This window comes from Streptomyces cacaoi (genome assembly GCF_006539165.1).
Classification (GTDB): Bacteria; Actinomycetota; Actinomycetes; order Streptomycetales; family Streptomycetaceae; genus Streptomyces; species Streptomyces cacaoi.
Genome location: NZ_BJMM01000016.1, coordinates 103,627 through 118,964 on the forward strand (window position 1 = coordinate 103,627; position 15,338 = coordinate 118,964).

Annotated in this window: 14 protein-coding genes and 1 pseudogene; 3 read left to right on the forward strand and 12 right to left on the reverse strand. The window is 72.4% G+C overall.

The features are described 5' to 3' along the window. Positions 1 to 66 precede the first annotated feature (66 nt). The 6 genes and pseudogenes from cbiE to SCA03_RS17075 all read right to left on the reverse strand — a co-directional run bounded on the left by cbiE (position 67) and on the right by SCA03_RS17075 (position 6,148). The gene (gene cbiE, locus SCA03_RS17055; protein WP_086816035.1) at positions 67 to 1,284 is read right to left on the reverse strand and encodes a precorrin-6y C5,15-methyltransferase (decarboxylating) subunit CbiE; all 1,218 of its coding nucleotides are present in this window, start codon (positions 1,282 to 1,284) and stop codon (positions 67 to 69) included. A 136-nt stretch (positions 1,285 to 1,420) separates the two neighbouring features. Next, positions 1,421 to 2,068 (reverse strand): GNAT family N-acetyltransferase, encoded by a 648-nt coding sequence (locus SCA03_RS17060; protein WP_030875455.1) that lies wholly within the window; start codon positions 2,066 to 2,068, stop codon positions 1,421 to 1,423. Positions 2,069 to 2,238: 170 nt separating this feature from the next. Next, a complete protein-coding gene (locus SCA03_RS36245; protein ID WP_230988764.1) occupies positions 2,239 to 3,012 on the reverse strand; it encodes a MetQ/NlpA family ABC transporter substrate-binding protein in 774 nt (257 codons plus the stop codon). A 102-nt stretch (positions 3,013 to 3,114) separates the two neighbouring features. Next, positions 3,115 to 3,762 (reverse strand): annotated as a pseudogene (locus SCA03_RS36250) (methionine ABC transporter permease); the annotation flags it as partial. Then, on the reverse strand, positions 3,759 to 4,874 hold the full coding sequence (locus SCA03_RS17070) for a methionine ABC transporter ATP-binding protein (RefSeq protein ID WP_030893166.1): 1,116 nt from the start codon (positions 4,872 to 4,874) through the stop codon (positions 3,759 to 3,761). The pseudogene SCA03_RS36250 and the gene SCA03_RS17070, both read right to left, overlap by 4 nt. Positions 4,875 to 5,368: 494 nt before the next feature. After that, the gene (locus tag SCA03_RS17075) at positions 5,369 to 6,148 is read right to left on the reverse strand and encodes an HAD family hydrolase (protein WP_078872760.1); all 780 of its coding nucleotides are present in this window, start codon (positions 6,146 to 6,148) and stop codon (positions 5,369 to 5,371) included. A gap of 145 nt (positions 6,149 to 6,293) precedes the next feature. Between SCA03_RS17075 and SCA03_RS17080 the strand changes: the two genes are divergently transcribed. Together SCA03_RS17080 and SCA03_RS17085 are read left to right on the forward strand one after the other, a co-directional pair. Beyond that, positions 6,294 to 6,665: a hypothetical protein gene (locus tag SCA03_RS17080; RefSeq protein ID WP_030875444.1), complete on the forward strand. Its 372-nt coding sequence runs from the start codon at positions 6,294 to 6,296 to the stop codon at positions 6,663 to 6,665. A 112-nt stretch (positions 6,666 to 6,777) separates the two neighbouring features. Continuing rightward, positions 6,778 to 7,164 (forward strand): hypothetical protein, encoded by a 387-nt coding sequence (locus tag SCA03_RS17085; protein ID WP_051855745.1) that lies wholly within the window; start codon positions 6,778 to 6,780, stop codon positions 7,162 to 7,164. 219 nt (positions 7,165 to 7,383) lie between these two features. On the opposite strand, the gene SCA03_RS17090 is transcribed toward SCA03_RS17085, so the two are convergent. Together SCA03_RS17090 and SCA03_RS17095 are read right to left on the reverse strand one after the other, a co-directional pair. Beyond that, a complete protein-coding gene (locus tag SCA03_RS17090; protein WP_030875440.1) occupies positions 7,384 to 7,884 on the reverse strand; it encodes a GNAT family N-acetyltransferase in 501 nt (166 codons plus the stop codon). A 308-nt stretch (positions 7,885 to 8,192) separates the two neighbouring features. Then, complete coding sequence (locus SCA03_RS17095) at positions 8,193 to 9,377, reverse strand: glycerophosphodiester phosphodiesterase (protein WP_086816041.1); 1,185 nt, start codon at positions 9,375 to 9,377, stop codon at positions 8,193 to 8,195. Between the two features lie 383 nt (positions 9,378 to 9,760). Here SCA03_RS17095 and SCA03_RS17100 point away from each other — a divergent pair, with 383 nt between their 5' ends. Next, positions 9,761 to 10,441 carry a lysophospholipid acyltransferase family protein gene (locus tag SCA03_RS17100; RefSeq protein WP_030875434.1) on the forward strand — a complete coding sequence of 227 codons (681 nt, stop codon included), beginning with the start codon at positions 9,761 to 9,763 and terminating at the stop codon, positions 10,439 to 10,441. A 242-nt stretch (positions 10,442 to 10,683) separates the two neighbouring features. Here the strand turns inward: SCA03_RS17100 and SCA03_RS17105 are convergent, their stop codons facing one another. From SCA03_RS17105 to SCA03_RS17120, 4 genes are all read right to left on the reverse strand, one after another. Continuing rightward, on the reverse strand, positions 10,684 to 12,255 hold the full coding sequence (locus SCA03_RS17105) for an MFS transporter (protein WP_030875431.1): 1,572 nt from the start codon (positions 12,253 to 12,255) through the stop codon (positions 10,684 to 10,686). After that, a complete protein-coding gene (locus SCA03_RS17110; RefSeq protein WP_030875427.1) occupies positions 12,252 to 12,803 on the reverse strand; it encodes a TetR/AcrR family transcriptional regulator in 552 nt (183 codons plus the stop codon). The genes SCA03_RS17105 and SCA03_RS17110 overlap by 4 nt, the downstream gene beginning before the upstream one ends. A 158-nt stretch (positions 12,804 to 12,961) precedes the next feature. After that, complete coding sequence (locus tag SCA03_RS17115; RefSeq protein WP_086816043.1) at positions 12,962 to 14,059, reverse strand: alpha/beta fold hydrolase; 1,098 nt, start codon at positions 14,057 to 14,059, stop codon at positions 12,962 to 12,964. Between the two features lie 88 nt (positions 14,060 to 14,147). Continuing rightward, positions 14,148 to 15,119: an aldo/keto reductase gene (locus SCA03_RS17120; RefSeq protein WP_086816045.1), complete on the reverse strand. Its 972-nt coding sequence runs from the start codon at positions 15,117 to 15,119 to the stop codon at positions 14,148 to 14,150. Positions 15,120 to 15,338: the final 219 nt, after the last annotated feature.

Here is a 15,338-nt window from a genome sequence, read left to right on the forward strand (position 1 = left end):
CTCCGGCCATGGGTAGGAGACATAGCGCACTTCGTCAGGGTTCGTCGCGACGCGTGTCACAACGGTTCAGGAACGGACCCCCGACAGCAGGAAGACGACCGCGCGTTCGGTCTCCGACCAGGTGCCGCTGTCCAGCTCGACCGACTGGAGGAGCGCGCACTCGACGGCGTATCCGCCCTCGGCGAGCACCCGCCCGACGGCCTCCGCCTCGTCCCGTGTGGTCGCGTGGGTGACGACGCGGGACGGCCGGCGGTCGACGACGGCGGCGACCGTCTCCGCTCCCCCGCCGCCGATCCGGACCACGTCCGGCTCGGGCAGATCCTCCAGGACGTGCGGGGCCACGCCGTGCATCGTCTGGAGCTGCACACCGAACCGGCGGGCCGCGGCGTGGATCCGGGCGCAGGTGTCCGCGTCGCTGTCGACGGCGATGACCGCGGCGCCGAACCCGGCCGCCTCGACGGCCAGCGCGCCGGAGCCCGCGCCGATGTCCCACACGAGATCGCCGACGCGCGGCCCGAGCCGGGCGAGTTGGGCGGCGCGCAGCTGGACGGAGTCGCCCGCGCCGGCGGGGAAGCCCTCGCCCGCGTACGCGGTGGCGGGCAGCGCCCAGCCGCGCGCCTCGGACGGATGGCCGATGTCCTGACCGGCGAGCCAGCCGCTGCCCTGCGGGGTGCCGTGGTCGGCGCCGCCGATGACGATGACGACGTTGGGGTCGCGCCAGGCGCGGTCGACGACCTTGTCGGAGGTCAGCACGGAGACCTCCTCGCGGCCGGTGCCGAGCCCCTCGCAGATGACGAAGGTGCGGTGGACTCCGCTGAGCAGCAGGGCGAGTTCGGAGGGTCCGGCGCCCGGCGCGGTGAGCACGGCGACCTTCTTGTGGGCGCGGCAGACGTTGACGACGCGGCGCAGCGTACGGGAGTGCGCGACGACGATCCGGGCGTCGTCCCAGGGCATCCCGGCCCGCGCGAACGCGGCGGCGACGGACGAGACGGCGGGGACGACCTCGACCTCCAGGCCGTGTTCGGGGGCGCGCAGGGTGCGCACGACACCGAAGAAGCCGGGGTCGCCGTCGGCGAGGACGACGGCGGTGCCGCGGTGCCGGGCGATGCGGCGGGCGGCGAGCGTGGCGCTGCCGAGCCGGATGCGTTCGGCGTGCGCGGGCACCTCGGGGAGCGCCAGATGGTGTGCGGCTCCGGCGACGAGGGTGGCCGCCGAAAGAGCCGAGCGGGCCGCGTCGGTCAGCGGCGAACCGTCCCAACCGATCACGGTGACGCGGTCGGCCATGGGCGTGTGTCTCCTGGCTGGTGTGGGCTCATCGCAGGTCGGGCCAACCGAGACTACCCCCGCGCGGCGCCGTCGACGCAGCCGCGGTCGGCTTCGGTGGCCGGACCGCGCCGGTGCGGCCGGGCCGGTGTCGCGGTCAGTGGGCTCCGTGCCAGTCCGGGTAGGGGGCGTATCCGCCGGCCTCGGCCATCTGCTCGAAGGCGCCGTCGAGATCCTCGGGGAGCAGGCTCCACACGATGAGGTCGGTGCGGATCTCCGCCCAGCCTCCGTCCTCGGTGCGGGTGCGGGCTATCCACGCGTTGCGCAGGACGCCTTCGCTGATGCACCCGAGCTTCTGCGCAACCTGCTGGCCTGCGGTGTTGTCGGCGGCGGTGCGCAGCTCCAGACGCTCGAACTTCTGGTCGTGGAAGAGCCATTGGGCCACCGCCAGCAGGGACTCGGAGGCGTAGCCCTCGCCGCGCGCCCAGGAGGCGGTGGCGTAGCGGGCCTCGGCCGAGAGCACACGCCAGTCGGTGCTGCCCAGTTCGACGGTGCCGACGAGGCGCTGGGTGAGGAACTCGGTGACGGCGAAGACGATGCCGTCCCCGCTGGTGCGGGCCACCGGGGCGCGGCGGGTGACGTGGTCGCGGGCCTCGTCCCGGGTGTAGGGCACGGGCTGGGTCGTCCAGGCGGCGATCTGGTCGTCCGCCATCATCTCGGTGAGTGCCGGCACGTCCGCTTCCTCGAACGGGCGCAGCACGAGGCGGTCCGTGCTGATCGAAATGTCCGGGAAGGTCGAGGTCATGCGCCGCTCCATACACACGTCATTCACCTGGCGGGGTCTGCACAGCATGCAGCATCCGCCCGGGTATGTGCAGCGCCGGGCCCCCTCGGCGGACGGGACCCGGCGCTGATAAGAGATTTGTCGATACGAAGACGCACGGCCTCCGTGCTCTCAGGGCCTCACGATGTGCCTCACGAACCCACGGACCCGAAGGCGGGGACGATGGCCCCGTCGTACTTGTCCTCGATGTACTTCTTGACCTTCTCCGAGTTGAGCAGCTTCGCCAGCTTCTTGATCCGCGGATCGTCCTGGTCACCGTCCTTGACGGCGAGGAAGTTGGCGTAGGGGTTGCCCTTCACCTTCTCCGAGACCAGCGCGTCCTTGTGCGGATCGAGGCCGGTGTCCACCGCGTAGTTGCCGTTGACGACCGCCGCGTCCACGTCGTCCAGGGCGCGCGGCACCGAAGCGGCCTCCAGCTCCTGGAACTTCAGGCCCTTGGTGTCGGCGATGTCCCCGAGGGTGGCCTCGGGCCCGACGCCGGACTTCAGCTCGATGACGTCGTGGTCGGCGAGCAGATGGAGCGCCCGGCCCTCGTTGGTGCTGTCGTTGGGCACGGCCACGGTCTTGCCCGCGGTCAGCTCCTTCAGGTCGTGCGCCTTCTTCGAGTAGAGCGCGAGCGGCTCCAGCTCGACGTTGACGACGGGGACGATGTGCGTGTTCTTCTTCTCGTTGAAGTCGTCCAGATACGGCTTGTGCTGGAAGAAGTTGGCGTCGACCTCACCGCTCTCGGTCGCGGTGTTCGGCACGACGTAGTCGTTGAACTTCCGGATGTCGAGCTTGAGCCCCTCCTTCTCGGCGAGGTTCTTCTCGACGTACTCCAGGATCTCCGCGTGCGGCGTCGGCGAGGCGGCGATCTTCAGCGTCTGCTTGTCGTCGCCGCCGGAGCCGAGCCCGTAGCCGATCAGCGCGAGCGGGACGACGACGGCGGCGGCCACCGCGACGGTGCGCCCCCGGCCGAACCGCGCGAGCCGCTTGCCCGCGGCACCGGCGCCGGCCCCGCGGTGACCCGCCAGCCCCCGGACGACGGCGTCACCGATGATCTGCACGGCCGTGACGAGGACGATCAGCGCGACGACGGTCGCCACCATCACACTCGTCTCGAACCGCTGGTAGCCGTACTGCACGGCGACCGAGCCCAGCCCGCCGCCGCCGACCGTGCCGGCCATCGCCGAGTAGCCGATCAGCACGATCACCGTGGTGGTGAGCCCGGCGATCAGGGACGGCAGCGCCTGCGGCAGCAGCACCTTGAACACGACCGTGGACGTGCTGCCGCCCATCGCCTGCACGGCCTCGACCAGCCCCCGGTCGACTTCCCGCACCGCGGTCTCCACCAGCCGCGCGAAGAACGGGATGGCGCCGATGGCCAGCGGGACGATCGCCGCCGTCGGCCCGATGAAGCTGCCCACCACGAACCGGGTGAACGGGATCAGCGCGATCAGCAGGATGATGAACGGCAGCGAGCGGCCGACGTTCACGATCGCGCCGACGACCTTGTTGACCGGGCCGTTCTGCAACAGCCCGCCCTTGTCGGTCAGTACCAGCAGCACCCCGATGGGCAGCCCGCCGAGCAGCGCGATCAGCGTCGACCAGCCGACCATGTACAGGGTGTCGAGGAAGCCCTCGGACAGCAGCGGCTGTATCTCGGACCAGCTCACTTCGCGTCCTCCTCGGTGAGCGCTTCCCCGCGGCCGGCGGGTGCGTCGGTGCCAGGTGCGTCGGTGCCAGGTGCATCGGTGGCGGGCGCGTCGGTGACGGGTGCGTCCGCGACGGCCGCCACGTCGACGGTGAGGCCCTGCTCGCGCAGGAAGCCGATCGGCACCACGTTGTCGTCGAAGCTGCCGGGCAGCTCGATACGCATCCGGCCGACCTGCTTGCCCGCCACGGTGTCCATGGCGGCGCCCAGGATGGAGATGTCCACGTTGTAGGTCCGGGACAGCTTGGAGATGACCGGCTCCGTCGTCGTCTCCCCGTGGAAGGTGACGTCGACGACCGTCCGGCCCGGCTCGGAGGGCGCGCCGCCCACCGGGAACAGCTCACGGGCCAGCTCCGAGCCGGGCGTGGCCAGCAGCTCGGCGACGGTGCCGGACTCGGTGATCCGGCCGCCCTTCATCAGGGCCGCGGAGTCGCACACGGCCTTCACCACATCCATCTCGTGCGTGATCAGCAGAACGGTCAGGCCGAGCTGCCGGTTCAGCTCGCGCAGCAGCTGGAGCACGGAGCGGGTGGTCTCCGGGTCGAGCGCCGAGGTCGCCTCGTCGGACAGCAGCACCTTGGGGTCGCCGGCCAGCGCACGGGCGATACCGACCCGCTGCTTCTGCCCGCCGGACAGCTGCGCCGGGTGGGCCTTCGCCTTGTCGGCGAGCCCGACCAGGTCCAGCAGCTCCTTCGCCTTGCGGGTCCGCTCCTGGCCGGAGTGCCCGAGGATCTCCAGCGGCAGCTCGACGTTGCCGAGCACGGTGCGCGAGGAGAGCAGGTTGAAGTGCTGGAACACCATGCCGATGCGGCCCCGGGCCTCGCGCAGCGCCCGGCTCGCGCGCTTGCCGGAGCCGGCGAGCGCGGTGAGGTCCTGGCCGTCCACGGAGACGGTCCCGGACGTGGGGCGTTCCAGCAGATTGACGCAGCGGATCAGGGAGGACTTCCCGGCACCGCTCTGGCCGACGACGCCGAAGACCTCTCCCTTGTCGACGTGGAGGTTCACGCCGTCCAGGGCGGTGACTTCGCGGTCTCGGGTGCGGTAGACCTTCGTCAGGTCCGTAGTGGTAATCACAGGGCTTCCGTCGTTGTTGGGGTGCGAAAGGGTGCCGTGGCTCGCGGCGGACGCCGGTACGGCAGGGGGATCCCGGGTCCGGATCGGTCCCGGGTGCTGCGGAGCTTCGAGCTGCGGGCGGACGGCCCGCGGGCGGCGCACCGGCCCCGCCCCGTCCTGCCCGGCGTCCCGCGTCAGCGACGCGGTCGCGGGTGGTGGGGAGGCGTTCGGCCGGAGGGCGGCTGTGCCGCACGACCACACGCTGTGCGGGATCGTCTCGCGCTCATGGCTCGCTTCGGGGCGCGAGCCGGCTCGGTCGGCTCAGGCGGGGGCCCTCAGAAGGCACACATTCGCCGCATGATGCGCATGCGCATACAACGAGCACCGGGCGTCGTTTTCGCCTCGGTCGCAAGGGTGCGGCAGCTCGTCGTGTTCATGGTCTTCAGTAAAGCAGACGGGACGACGGAAGAGCAGGGCCGCGTCCGCATCCTGGACGCGGCCCTGAGACGCACTGGTCAGCGCGGTGCGGCCGGGTCCCTGCTGCCCAGCTCCACTCCCGCCCCCGTGACCTGCGCCGTTACGGCGGACAGATCGTCGACGACGAAGTCCGGACGGCCTCCCGGGCAGTCCGCCAGCTCCTCGCGGGTGTGCGTTGTGGCCAAGGCCACGGTGCGCATCCCCGCGGCACGGCCCGCCTGGATCCCGGCGGGCGCGTCCTCGAACACGGCACAGCGCGCCGGGTCCACCCCGAGCCGGCGCGCGGCCAGCAGGAACGGCTCCGGGTCCGGCTTGCCCCGGGAGATGTCGTCCGCCGCGATCACCATCGGCGGGTCGATGCCCACCGCGTGCAGCCGGGCCTCGGCCAGCTCCCGGGTCGCCGAGGTGACCACGGCCCAGCGGTCGGCGGGCAGCGAGGCCAGGAGCGCCGCCGTGCCGGGCAGCGGAAGGACACCGCCGTTCGGCACGTCCGCCACCTCCAGCCGCTCGATCCGGGCCAGCGCCTCGGGGACCCGCTCGGGCGGCAGCAGATCCGCGACGATCTCGGCGGCCGGACGGCCGTGCAGCTCCACGGCGGCGAACTCCTCGGGCGTGATGCCGAACTCCTCCGCCCACGCGGTCCAGCAGCGGCGGACCGACTCCATGGAGGAGAGCAGGGTCCCGTCGTTGTCGAACAGCAGCGCGTCGAAGACGCCGAAGACCCCGAAGGCCCCGGAGTCGGCACCGCCCGGGCCGGGGCCGGGTTCCGTGCGGGGGTCGCCCGACGCCGCGGAGGCCGGCAGCACATCGTCATACATACCCTCCAGTATTCCGTCCGGGCCGCGCCGTCCGGCCGGGGGGCCGCCCGCTCCCCCGCCACCGGGGCGCTGCCGTACCGCCGGGCGGTCCCGTACCGCCGGGGGCGGAGGAATCGGGCAGGCGGGAGGTTCATAGAATCTGCGCATGCTCACCCCCCTGACCGTCGCGTTGGGCGTGGCCGCGCTCGCCCTGGCCGCCTGGTGCGGCTGGGCCGCCTACCGCGACCAGCCGACGAAGGACTGGCACTTCATCGGCATGGCCGTGGTGACGCTGCTCGCCCTCGTCCAGCTGGTGGTGGGGATCGTGCAGCTCGCACGCGGCGAGGAACCGGCCGACGGCAAGGTCATCTTCCTCAGCTACCAGATCGGTGTCGTCGCGTGCGTCCCGGTGGTGGGCCTGATCTCGCTGACGGAGCGCACCAAGTGGGGCTCGCTGACGGTGGTCGCGGGCGCCGTGGTGCTGGCCGTGCTACAGGTGCGGCTCCACGACATCTGGGGAGGCGGCACCGGTGCCTGAGACGGAAGCCACAGCGACGGCCGGGACGGACACCGGCGCCGGGCAGCAGACCGGTACGGAGAAGAGCGGGCAGGGCGCCGGCACCGGGGCGTCCGGCGGGCGGCCCGGCAGGATCAACACCGGTCCCGGCAAGCTGCTGGTCACCCTGTACGGCATCTTCACGGTGGGCGCCGCTTCCCGGTCGATCGTGCAGCTGTCCACCCGCTTCCACGAGGCTCCGCTGGCCTATGTCCTCTCGGCGGTGGCGGCCGTCGTGTACGCGTTCATCACCCTGGCGCTGGTCCGCGGCGGCGAGAACGCCCGCAGGGCCGCCCTGGTGTGCTGCTGCGTCGAACTGCTCGGCGTGCTCGGCGTCGGCACCTGGACGCTGGTGGAGCCGTCCGCCTTCCCCGACTCCACCGTCTGGTCCGACTACGGCATGGGCTACTTGTTCATCCCCGTCCTGCTGCCGGTCACGGGCCTGTGGTGGCTGCGGCGCTCCCGCACGGCCGAGGGCTGAGGCGGACTTCGAACCGCCGAGGGCCGCACCGGACGGAACCGGCGGCACACCGACAGCACGTCGGCAGCACACCGGCAGCACAGGGGCCCGGGCGGTGCACATCCGCCCGGGCCCCGTGTGCCGTGTCCCGAGCGCGCCGGTCCGTCACCTGCGGGCGGCGCGGTGCGTCATTCGCCGAAGAGGCCGGCCGTCAGGCGCTGTCGGCGATGCGGCGGGCCGTCACGCGCTGGTGGCGAAGGAGTCGGCGCCGGCCTCCTTGACCATCGCCGTCAGGGTGATCTGCCGGTCCCGCTCGGTGCCGACCTGCGCATAGCCGGACCTGCGGTAGAGCCGGAGGTTGCCCTCGCTGCGGTGGCCGGTCACCAGATGGAAGCGCCGGACCCCGAACTCGGCACTGAGGGCCGCCTCGACGGCGGCGAGCAGCCGGCCGCCGAGCCCGTGCCCCTGGAGGCGGGGGTGCACACACAGCCGGCCGATCCGCCCGGTGCCCTCCTCGACGACGGCGCCGCGTACGGAGCCGACGATCTCCTCGCCGAGCCGGGCCACCAGCACACAGCCCCGGGCGAGTTCGGAGCGGAACTCCTCGACCGTCTGGACGAGCGGTTCGATGCGGTAGTCGCCGTACAGCTCGGCCTCGCTCTGGAAGCAGAGGTACTGGAGCTTCAGGATCTGTTCGGCGTCACGCTCGCCCGCCGCAGAGATGGTCACGCTCATGCCCATGTGCGCCTGCCTCCCCAAATCGTGTGCGCGGGCACGCGGGTGTGAGGGTGTCGCGCCCGTGCTGTCTGCCCTGGTGACGCCGGTTGCCTATGGCACCCTTCCCCGGGGTCCGGGTGGCGCAACCTTTGTCGTCAGCATTCTGCGCAGGCATGCGGGGCCACGGGAACGCGGCGGACGGATGGCACCCTGTGACATTCCCAACTCGCGGGCGTTTTCGGCGTATACGGCGTGTTCGCGGCCGACCGGACCGTACCGGGGCCGGGCCGCCGTGACAGCGCCCGGCCCGGCCCCGGTACGACTCTCGCGCCTCAGTCCTCGTCGCGGAACGCGGCGGCGGCCAGCAGCGCGGTGTCGCAGTTGTCGGAGAACAGCCCGTCGATGCCCGTCGCGAAGTACCGCCGGAAGACACCGAAGGCGTCGCCGTAGGCGTTGGGGTCGTCGCCCCTGCGGTGGTCGACGGGCAGGAAGGTGTTCTCGTTGCGCACGGTGTACGGGTGCAGCACCAGCTTCTGCGCATGGGCGTCGCGCACCAGGTCGGTGGGCTCGCCGAGGGTGCCGTCCGCGTTGCGCGGGATGACGAGTTCGAGCGTCGGCCCGATGCCCCGCGCGAACCCGGCGATCCACTTCAGCCCCTCGGGGGTGATCAGATCGGCGACGGTGCGCGGGTCGTCCGCCTCGACGAAGTCCCAGGGGCGCGAGTCGGCCGTGCTGAGCAGGACGACGCCGGGGCAGTGCACGAGCCGGCCGAGCCGCTGGATGCTGCTGGGCTCGAAGGACTGCACGAAGTTCGGGGAGTCGGCCTTGTGCCGGCCGTACCGGCGCAGCAGTTTGGCCAGGGGCTTCTCCAGGCCCAGGCCCAGCCCGCGGAAGTAGGTGGGGTGCTTGGTCTCGATGTGCAGCCAGATGCGCCGGCCCCGCTTACGGCCCTCGGCCTCGGCCCAGTCGAGGACCTCCTCGAAGGTGGGCACCCGCCAGCGGCCGTCGTAGAGCGTGTTGTGCTGCCTCGTCTCGGGGATGCGCTCCTTGGCCCGCAGGGTCCTCAGCTCCGCGAGGGTGAAGTCCTCGGTGAACCAGCCGGTCAGCTCGGTGCCGTCGACGCTCTTCGTCGTCTTCCGGGAGGCGAACTCGGGGTGGTCGGCGACATCGGTGGTGGCGGTGATGTCGTTCTCGTGCCGGCACACCAGGTGGCCGTCCTTGGTGGGGACGAGGTCCTGTTCGATGACGTCGGCGCCCATGTCGAGCGCGAGCTGATAGGAACCGAGGGTGTGTTCGGGGCGGTAGCCGCTGGTGCCGCGGTGGGCGACCACGGCGGGGACGGGCAGTTCGTGATGCCGGTGCCGTCCGGCCCGGGCCGCTGCCGGTGCCCCGGCGGCCTCCGCGGGTGCGGCCTGTGCGCTGCCCGCCGGGCCCAGCGCGACGGCACCGGCACCGGCGGCGGACAACACCGCCGCCGAGAGCACGGTTCTGCGACCCGGCTGCTGCTCCTTCTCCATGGCCCCTCCTCGGCCGAGGACACCGGCGCCCGCTCGACGAGCCCGCCGTCCTCCCAGACATGTGCTCCGACGTTGCTGACGACCGCATGATCGTAGATGCGACTGTTCGACGAACGGGAGACATGGAACGGAACGCGGGGGAAACACGTACCCGGTCGAGGAGGGTGCGGACGCGGACGGGTGGGAGGACCCGATGACGACCGGAGGGGGCGACCGGGGTGACGAGGAAGGGGCGGGAAGCGGGCCGCCGATACGGGACATCCCGCGTCAACTCTTCGTATCGGGACAATGAACCCGGTGTGCGACTCACCGGTAGCGGCGAGTATCGTCCTCGACTGCGCGGCTGTGCGCGCACGACCGATACCGACTGGGCGGAGGGTCCGTTGTCCCGTTTCCTGCTGATCAAAGCAGTGCTCGGCCCGCTTCTGCGCCTGCTGTTCCGGCCGCGGGTCGAGGGAGCGGAACGCATTCCCGGCACGGGGCCGGCGATCCTGGCGGGCAACCATCTCACGTTCATCGACTCGCTGATCCTGCCGCTGGTCACCCGCCGCCAGGTCTTCTTCATCGGCAAGGACGAGTACGTCACCGGCAAGAGCCTCAAGGGCCGCATCATGGCGTGGTTCTTCACCGGCGTCGGCATGGTCCCGGTGGACCGGGACGGCGGACGCGGCGGGGTCGCGGCGCTGATGACGGGCCGCCGGATCCTGGAGGAGGGCAGCCTCTTCGCGATCTACCCGGAGGGCACCCGCTCCCCCGACGGCCGCCTCTACCGGGGCCGCACCGGTATCGCACGGCTCGCGCTGATGACGGGAGCACCGGTCATCCCCTTCGCGATGATCGGCACCGACGAGGTGCAGCCCGGCGGCAAGGGGCTGCCGCGGATCGGCGGGGGCCGGCGCATCACCGTCCGGTTCGGCGAGCCCCTGGACTTCGCGCGCTACGACGGCATGGACCGCGACCGGTATGTGCTGCGGGCCGTCACCGACGAGGTGATGAGCGAGGTCATGCAGCTGTCCGGCCAGGAGTACGTCGACGTCTACGCCACCAAGGCGAAGGCGGCCTGACGCCCCACGGCCCGGACGCTCCCGGGCCGCCCGCCTCTCTCCACCTGGAGGCCCGGACGGCAACCGGACAGCGGCTGGAACAGCGGCCGGAACAACGGCCGAACGGCATCAACGGGCGTCGGCCCCCGCGCAGTTCCGTGCGGGGGCCGACGCCCGTTCCCGTTCCGTGGCCGACACCGGGGCGCCGGACCCCGGCGCCCGACGCCCCGGTCGCTCGGCGCTCAGTGCCCAGCGGTCACTGCTCACTGCTCCTGCGGGACGTCGCCCAGCTTCTGATCGCGCAGCAGATGCCAGGCGAGGCCGGCGGCGGCGAGCAGGATGACGGCGCCGAAGCCCGCGCCGAACCGCAGGCCCTCGGCGAAGGTGTCCTGGGCCACGTCCAGCAGCCGGCCGCCGGCGCCACCGGGCAGGGTGCGGGCCGTCTCGACGGCCTCGCCCAGCGAGTGGCGGGCGTGTTCGGCCGAGTTCTCGGGCACTCCGGGCGGCGTCTCGAACGTGCGGTAGACGCCCGTGACGACGGAGCCGAGCAGCGCGATACCGAGCGCGGCACCGAGTTCGTAGGCCGTCTCCGACACCGCGGAGGCCGCGCCCGCCTGCTCCTTGGGGACGGCGGAGAGGATGACGTCGGAGGTGACGGTGAACGCGAGCCCGGCCCCCAGTCCGACGACGAGCAGCACGCTGCCCAGCAGCCAGTAGCCGGTGGAGGGCTGGAGCCAGGTGCAGGCGCCCAGCGAGAGGCCCACCGCGAGCAGCCCGCCGGCGACGGAGCCGCGCACCGAGGTCCGGCGGGCCACGTACCCGGCGGCGAGCCCGGCCGCCACCGAGCCCAGCGCCGCGGGCAGTTCGGCCAGTCCGGCCTGGAACGGGGTGCGGCCCTGCACCATCTGGAAGAACTGCGAGAGGAAGAAGACCAGCCCGGACAGGCCGAGGATCGTCAGCAGGTCGGCGAGGACGGCTCCGGTGAAGCCGCGGTTGCGGAACAGCCGCATGTCCAGCAGCGGGGAGGGCAGCCGCAACTGCCGCCGGACGAAGGCGATCAGCGCGGCGACGCCGACGACGGCCCCGGCCACCACGTCCCACCGGACCCCGTAGGCGGCGGCTTCCTTGACGGCGTAGACGACGCCGATGATGCCCACCATGGACAGGGCGACGCTGGGCAGGTCCCACGGCCCGGGCGAGGGGTTCCTCGACTCGGGCAGCAGCTTGCTGCCGACGACGACGAGCACCGCCATCACGGGCAGGTTGATCAGGAAGACCGAGCCCCACCAGTAGTGCTCCAGCAGGAAGCCGCCGATGACGGGCCCCACCGCGGTACCGGCGGCGGTCATGGCGCCCCAGATGCCGACGGCCAGACTGCGCTCGCGCGGGTCGGGGAAGATGTTGCGGATCAGCGCCAGCGTCGAGGGCATCAGGGTGGCACCGGCGACACCCATCAGCGCACGCCACAGGATCATCGTTTCGGCGCTGGTGGCGTAGGCCGTCAGCAGGGACAGCGCGCCGAACGCGACCGACCCGGTGAGCAGCAGCTTCTTACGGCCGATGCGGTCCCCGAGGCTGCCCATGGACACCAGCAGCCCGGCGATGACGAAGGAGTAGACGTCGCCGATCCACAGCAACTGTGTGCTGGAGGGGCGCAGATCCTCGCTCAGGAAGGGCGCGGCCAGGCCGAGGACGGTGACGTCGATGCCGACCAGCAGCACCGCCAGCACCAGCACCCCGAGTGCGACCCAGCGCAGCCGCGAGGCCGGTGGCGGCTCGGCGGTGAGCTGTCCGTGGCCGTCGCCGGGGCCGGACCGGCCGCTTTCGCTGTTCATCGTTCCATGCTCCGTCGTGCGCCGCCGAGCAGCAGCTCGACGGTCATCCGTACCGAGTCGCGGGCCGCGACCCGGCCGTCCTGGACCGCCCAGGCGGCGGCCGTGATCAGCGCGTAGAGCGCCTCGGTGAGCCAGGCCGGGGTGAGATCGATACGGAAGGTGCCCTCGTCCTGCCCGCGCCGGAAGAGCGCGGCGATCCGTGCGTCGATGCGCTCCCAGCCGGGGTGCTGCTCGCCCGGTTCGAACAGCTGGTTCTCGGTGACGAGGAACGCCAGGAAGCCGGCGAGGGGCTCGGCCTGCGCCACCACGCGCCGGACGGCCTCGGCGGCGTCGCCCTCCTCCGTCCGTGCGGCGTCGAGCGCCGCGTCCAGCCGGCGCAGCCCGAGGTCCTCCAGCGCACGGACGAGCGCGTCCCGCCCGGCGAAGTGCCGGTGCAGGGTGGCGCGGCTGATGCCGGCGGCCCTGGCGATCTCGTCCATGGAGGAGGTCGGTCTGCGGGTGAGCACCTCGGCGGCGGTGCCGAGCAGCTCTTCGCGGTCCAGGCTCATGAGACAAGGTTAAAGCATACGAGACACGAACGTCTCATCGATTACGTTCGGTACCCGGCGCGCGGACGGGCGCGTGCACACGGCACGGCGCCCCGCCACCGGAGGTGACGGGGCGCCGTGTGCGGAAGGAACACGCGCGCGGGACGCGGCCGGAGGGGTCAGCTGCCGCTGTGCCCGTTCCAGGCGCAACTGCCCAGCGTGGCGCCCTTCTTCAGCTCGTGCTCGGCCTTCCTCGCCGGCAGGGCGCGGCTCTTGCCCTTGACGCAGACGGCCGTGCGGTCCGGGTAGCCGGCCATGTCGAGCAGGATCTGGTCCCAGTGCCGGTACTGGACGTCGTGCCCGCTGTCGGCGTACCGGCGCACGACCGGCTTGCCGGGCAGCTCCTCGCTCCACCGCTGCTGGGTGGACGGGGGCACCGTCGTGTCCTTCAGACCCGTGTAGACGAACGTCGGCGCCTTGAGCGCGGAGAGGTCGGGGCCGGGGCGCTCGCAGTAGAGCTTCTGCTCGTGCACCTGGGCCGACGGGTCGCCCTTCTGGCCCCGCTGGTAGTAGGAGCGGGCGCCGTCCTCCTCGGCCCGGTCGGTGAAGCCGGGTATGCGGCGCACCGGGCTGTCGTCCGGGAAGGCCCACCACTTGCGCGGATCACGGATCTGCTCGCCGAGCTTCTTGCGCAACTCCGCGTCGTCCAGGCCGCAGTCCTCGGACTTCTTTCCGAACGGCGGGAGGGCGGCGGCCAGATGCAGCGAGGCGACCCGCTGCGGCTCGTCGGCGGCGAAGTGCGCCGCGTACGGGCCGCCACCGGAGATCGCCACCACCCGGGCGCGGCGGATGCCGAGTTCGTCGAGGACCGCCCGGACATCGGAGGTGTAGTCGTCGAAGCCGAGCTTCTTGTCGAACTCCGTGTCACCGAACCCGTTGCGCTCGACGGAGATCATGCGCAGTCCGAGCTTCCCCCGCGTCGTGCGCAGGAATTCGGTCATGCCCGAGGCCCGGGCCGTCGTGCCGGTGCCGCCCATGAACACGACCGGCTCGCCGCGGGTGCGGGAGTCGCGGCCGGTGTCGCTGTAGTGGACGGTGCGGCCGGCGTGCCGCAGCTCGTGCATGGCGGGGCCGAGCGGGTCGAACTCGTCCTGGACGACGGGTTCCGGGCGCTTCCGGGCCTCCGCGCTGGACGCGCCGGCCGTGAAGCCGATCGTTCCCGCTACGGCTGCCACGGCCAGGGTGCAGGCCGCCGCGACTGTCGATGCCTTCTTCATCTATGGGTCTCCTGTGGTCACTGTGCAAGGAGTGACCTGCCCGGAAACCGTTGCCTCATGCACGCATTTTCCCGCCCGGCCGGTGCGGTCAGCTCCAGGGCAGGCCCGACCGGTGCCGCCAGTACGCCTCCGGCTCCTCCACGAGGCCCTCCAGCAGGGCGCGTTGGGGCTCGTCCACATCGGTCGCGGCGGCCAGGAGATTGGCGTGCAGTTCCGCGACGGTGGCCGCGCCGGAGAGCACCACCCCGGCCCACGGAGCGCGCAGCACCGCGGCGAGCGCCACCGCGTCCGGCGTCGCGCCCGCTGCCGCCGCCACATCCCGCAACTGCTGCGGCGCGTGCTCCCCGGCCAGCCGCCCGTTGGCCAGCGCCTCCTTGACGATGACGGTGAGCCCGGCCTCGTGCGCCTCCGCCAGCGCCGGCCCGGCCGAGGGCTCCAGCAGGTTGTAGGTGCTCTGCACCGTATGGAACAGCGGCTCGCCGTCCGCCCGCAGCTCCAGCGCGGCCCGTACGGTGTCCGCCTGCCGCGGGCCGCTGGTGCTGAAGCCGAGCGTGACGCCCTCGGCGGCGAGCGCGGCGAGGCGCGCGTGCAGGGCGGTGTCGGTGAGCGCGGGGCTGTCCGGCGTCAGGGAGTGGATCTGGTACAGGTCCAGCCGGTCGCCGAGCAGTTCGCGGCTCTCGGCGAGCTGGCGGTCGAAGGCGTCGACGCAGTGGTCCTTGACCTCGTGGACCTCGGCGTCGAGTCGCCACTCGCCGGTGTACGTGTAGCCCCATTTGCTGCCGACGACGACGTCGTCCGCCTCCGGGTGCGCGGCGAGCCACTCGGCCAGGAACTCCTCGGACCGGCCGTAGGAGCGCGCGGCGTCCACGTAGCGCACGCCCTGCGCCCAGGCGGCGTCGAGCAGTTGGTGGGTGCGCTCACGCAGCGCCTCGACGGTGCGCTCGTCCGGGAACTCGGCGGCCCGGCCCAGCGTGAGGTAGGCGGGGCGGCCGACGGCGGCGAGGCCCAGACCGAGGTGCGCCGTCGGTGTCGTCGCGGAGGCGAGGCGGGTGAAGGGCATCTCAGTGCTCCTGCGCGGTAGACGCGGTGGTACGGGGTGGTACGCGGTGGTACGGGGTGGATCCGAAGGACGCGAGGGACGCGCCGGGGTGTGCACCGTGCGGTGCGGGGGCCACCGTACCGGCCGGGAGGGCGCGCCCCGGGGAACGGCCGCCGGGGGCGCAGCACCGCGCACACACGGCCGTGCCGCCCGCCGCGCCGGTGGAACGGCGCGGCGGGC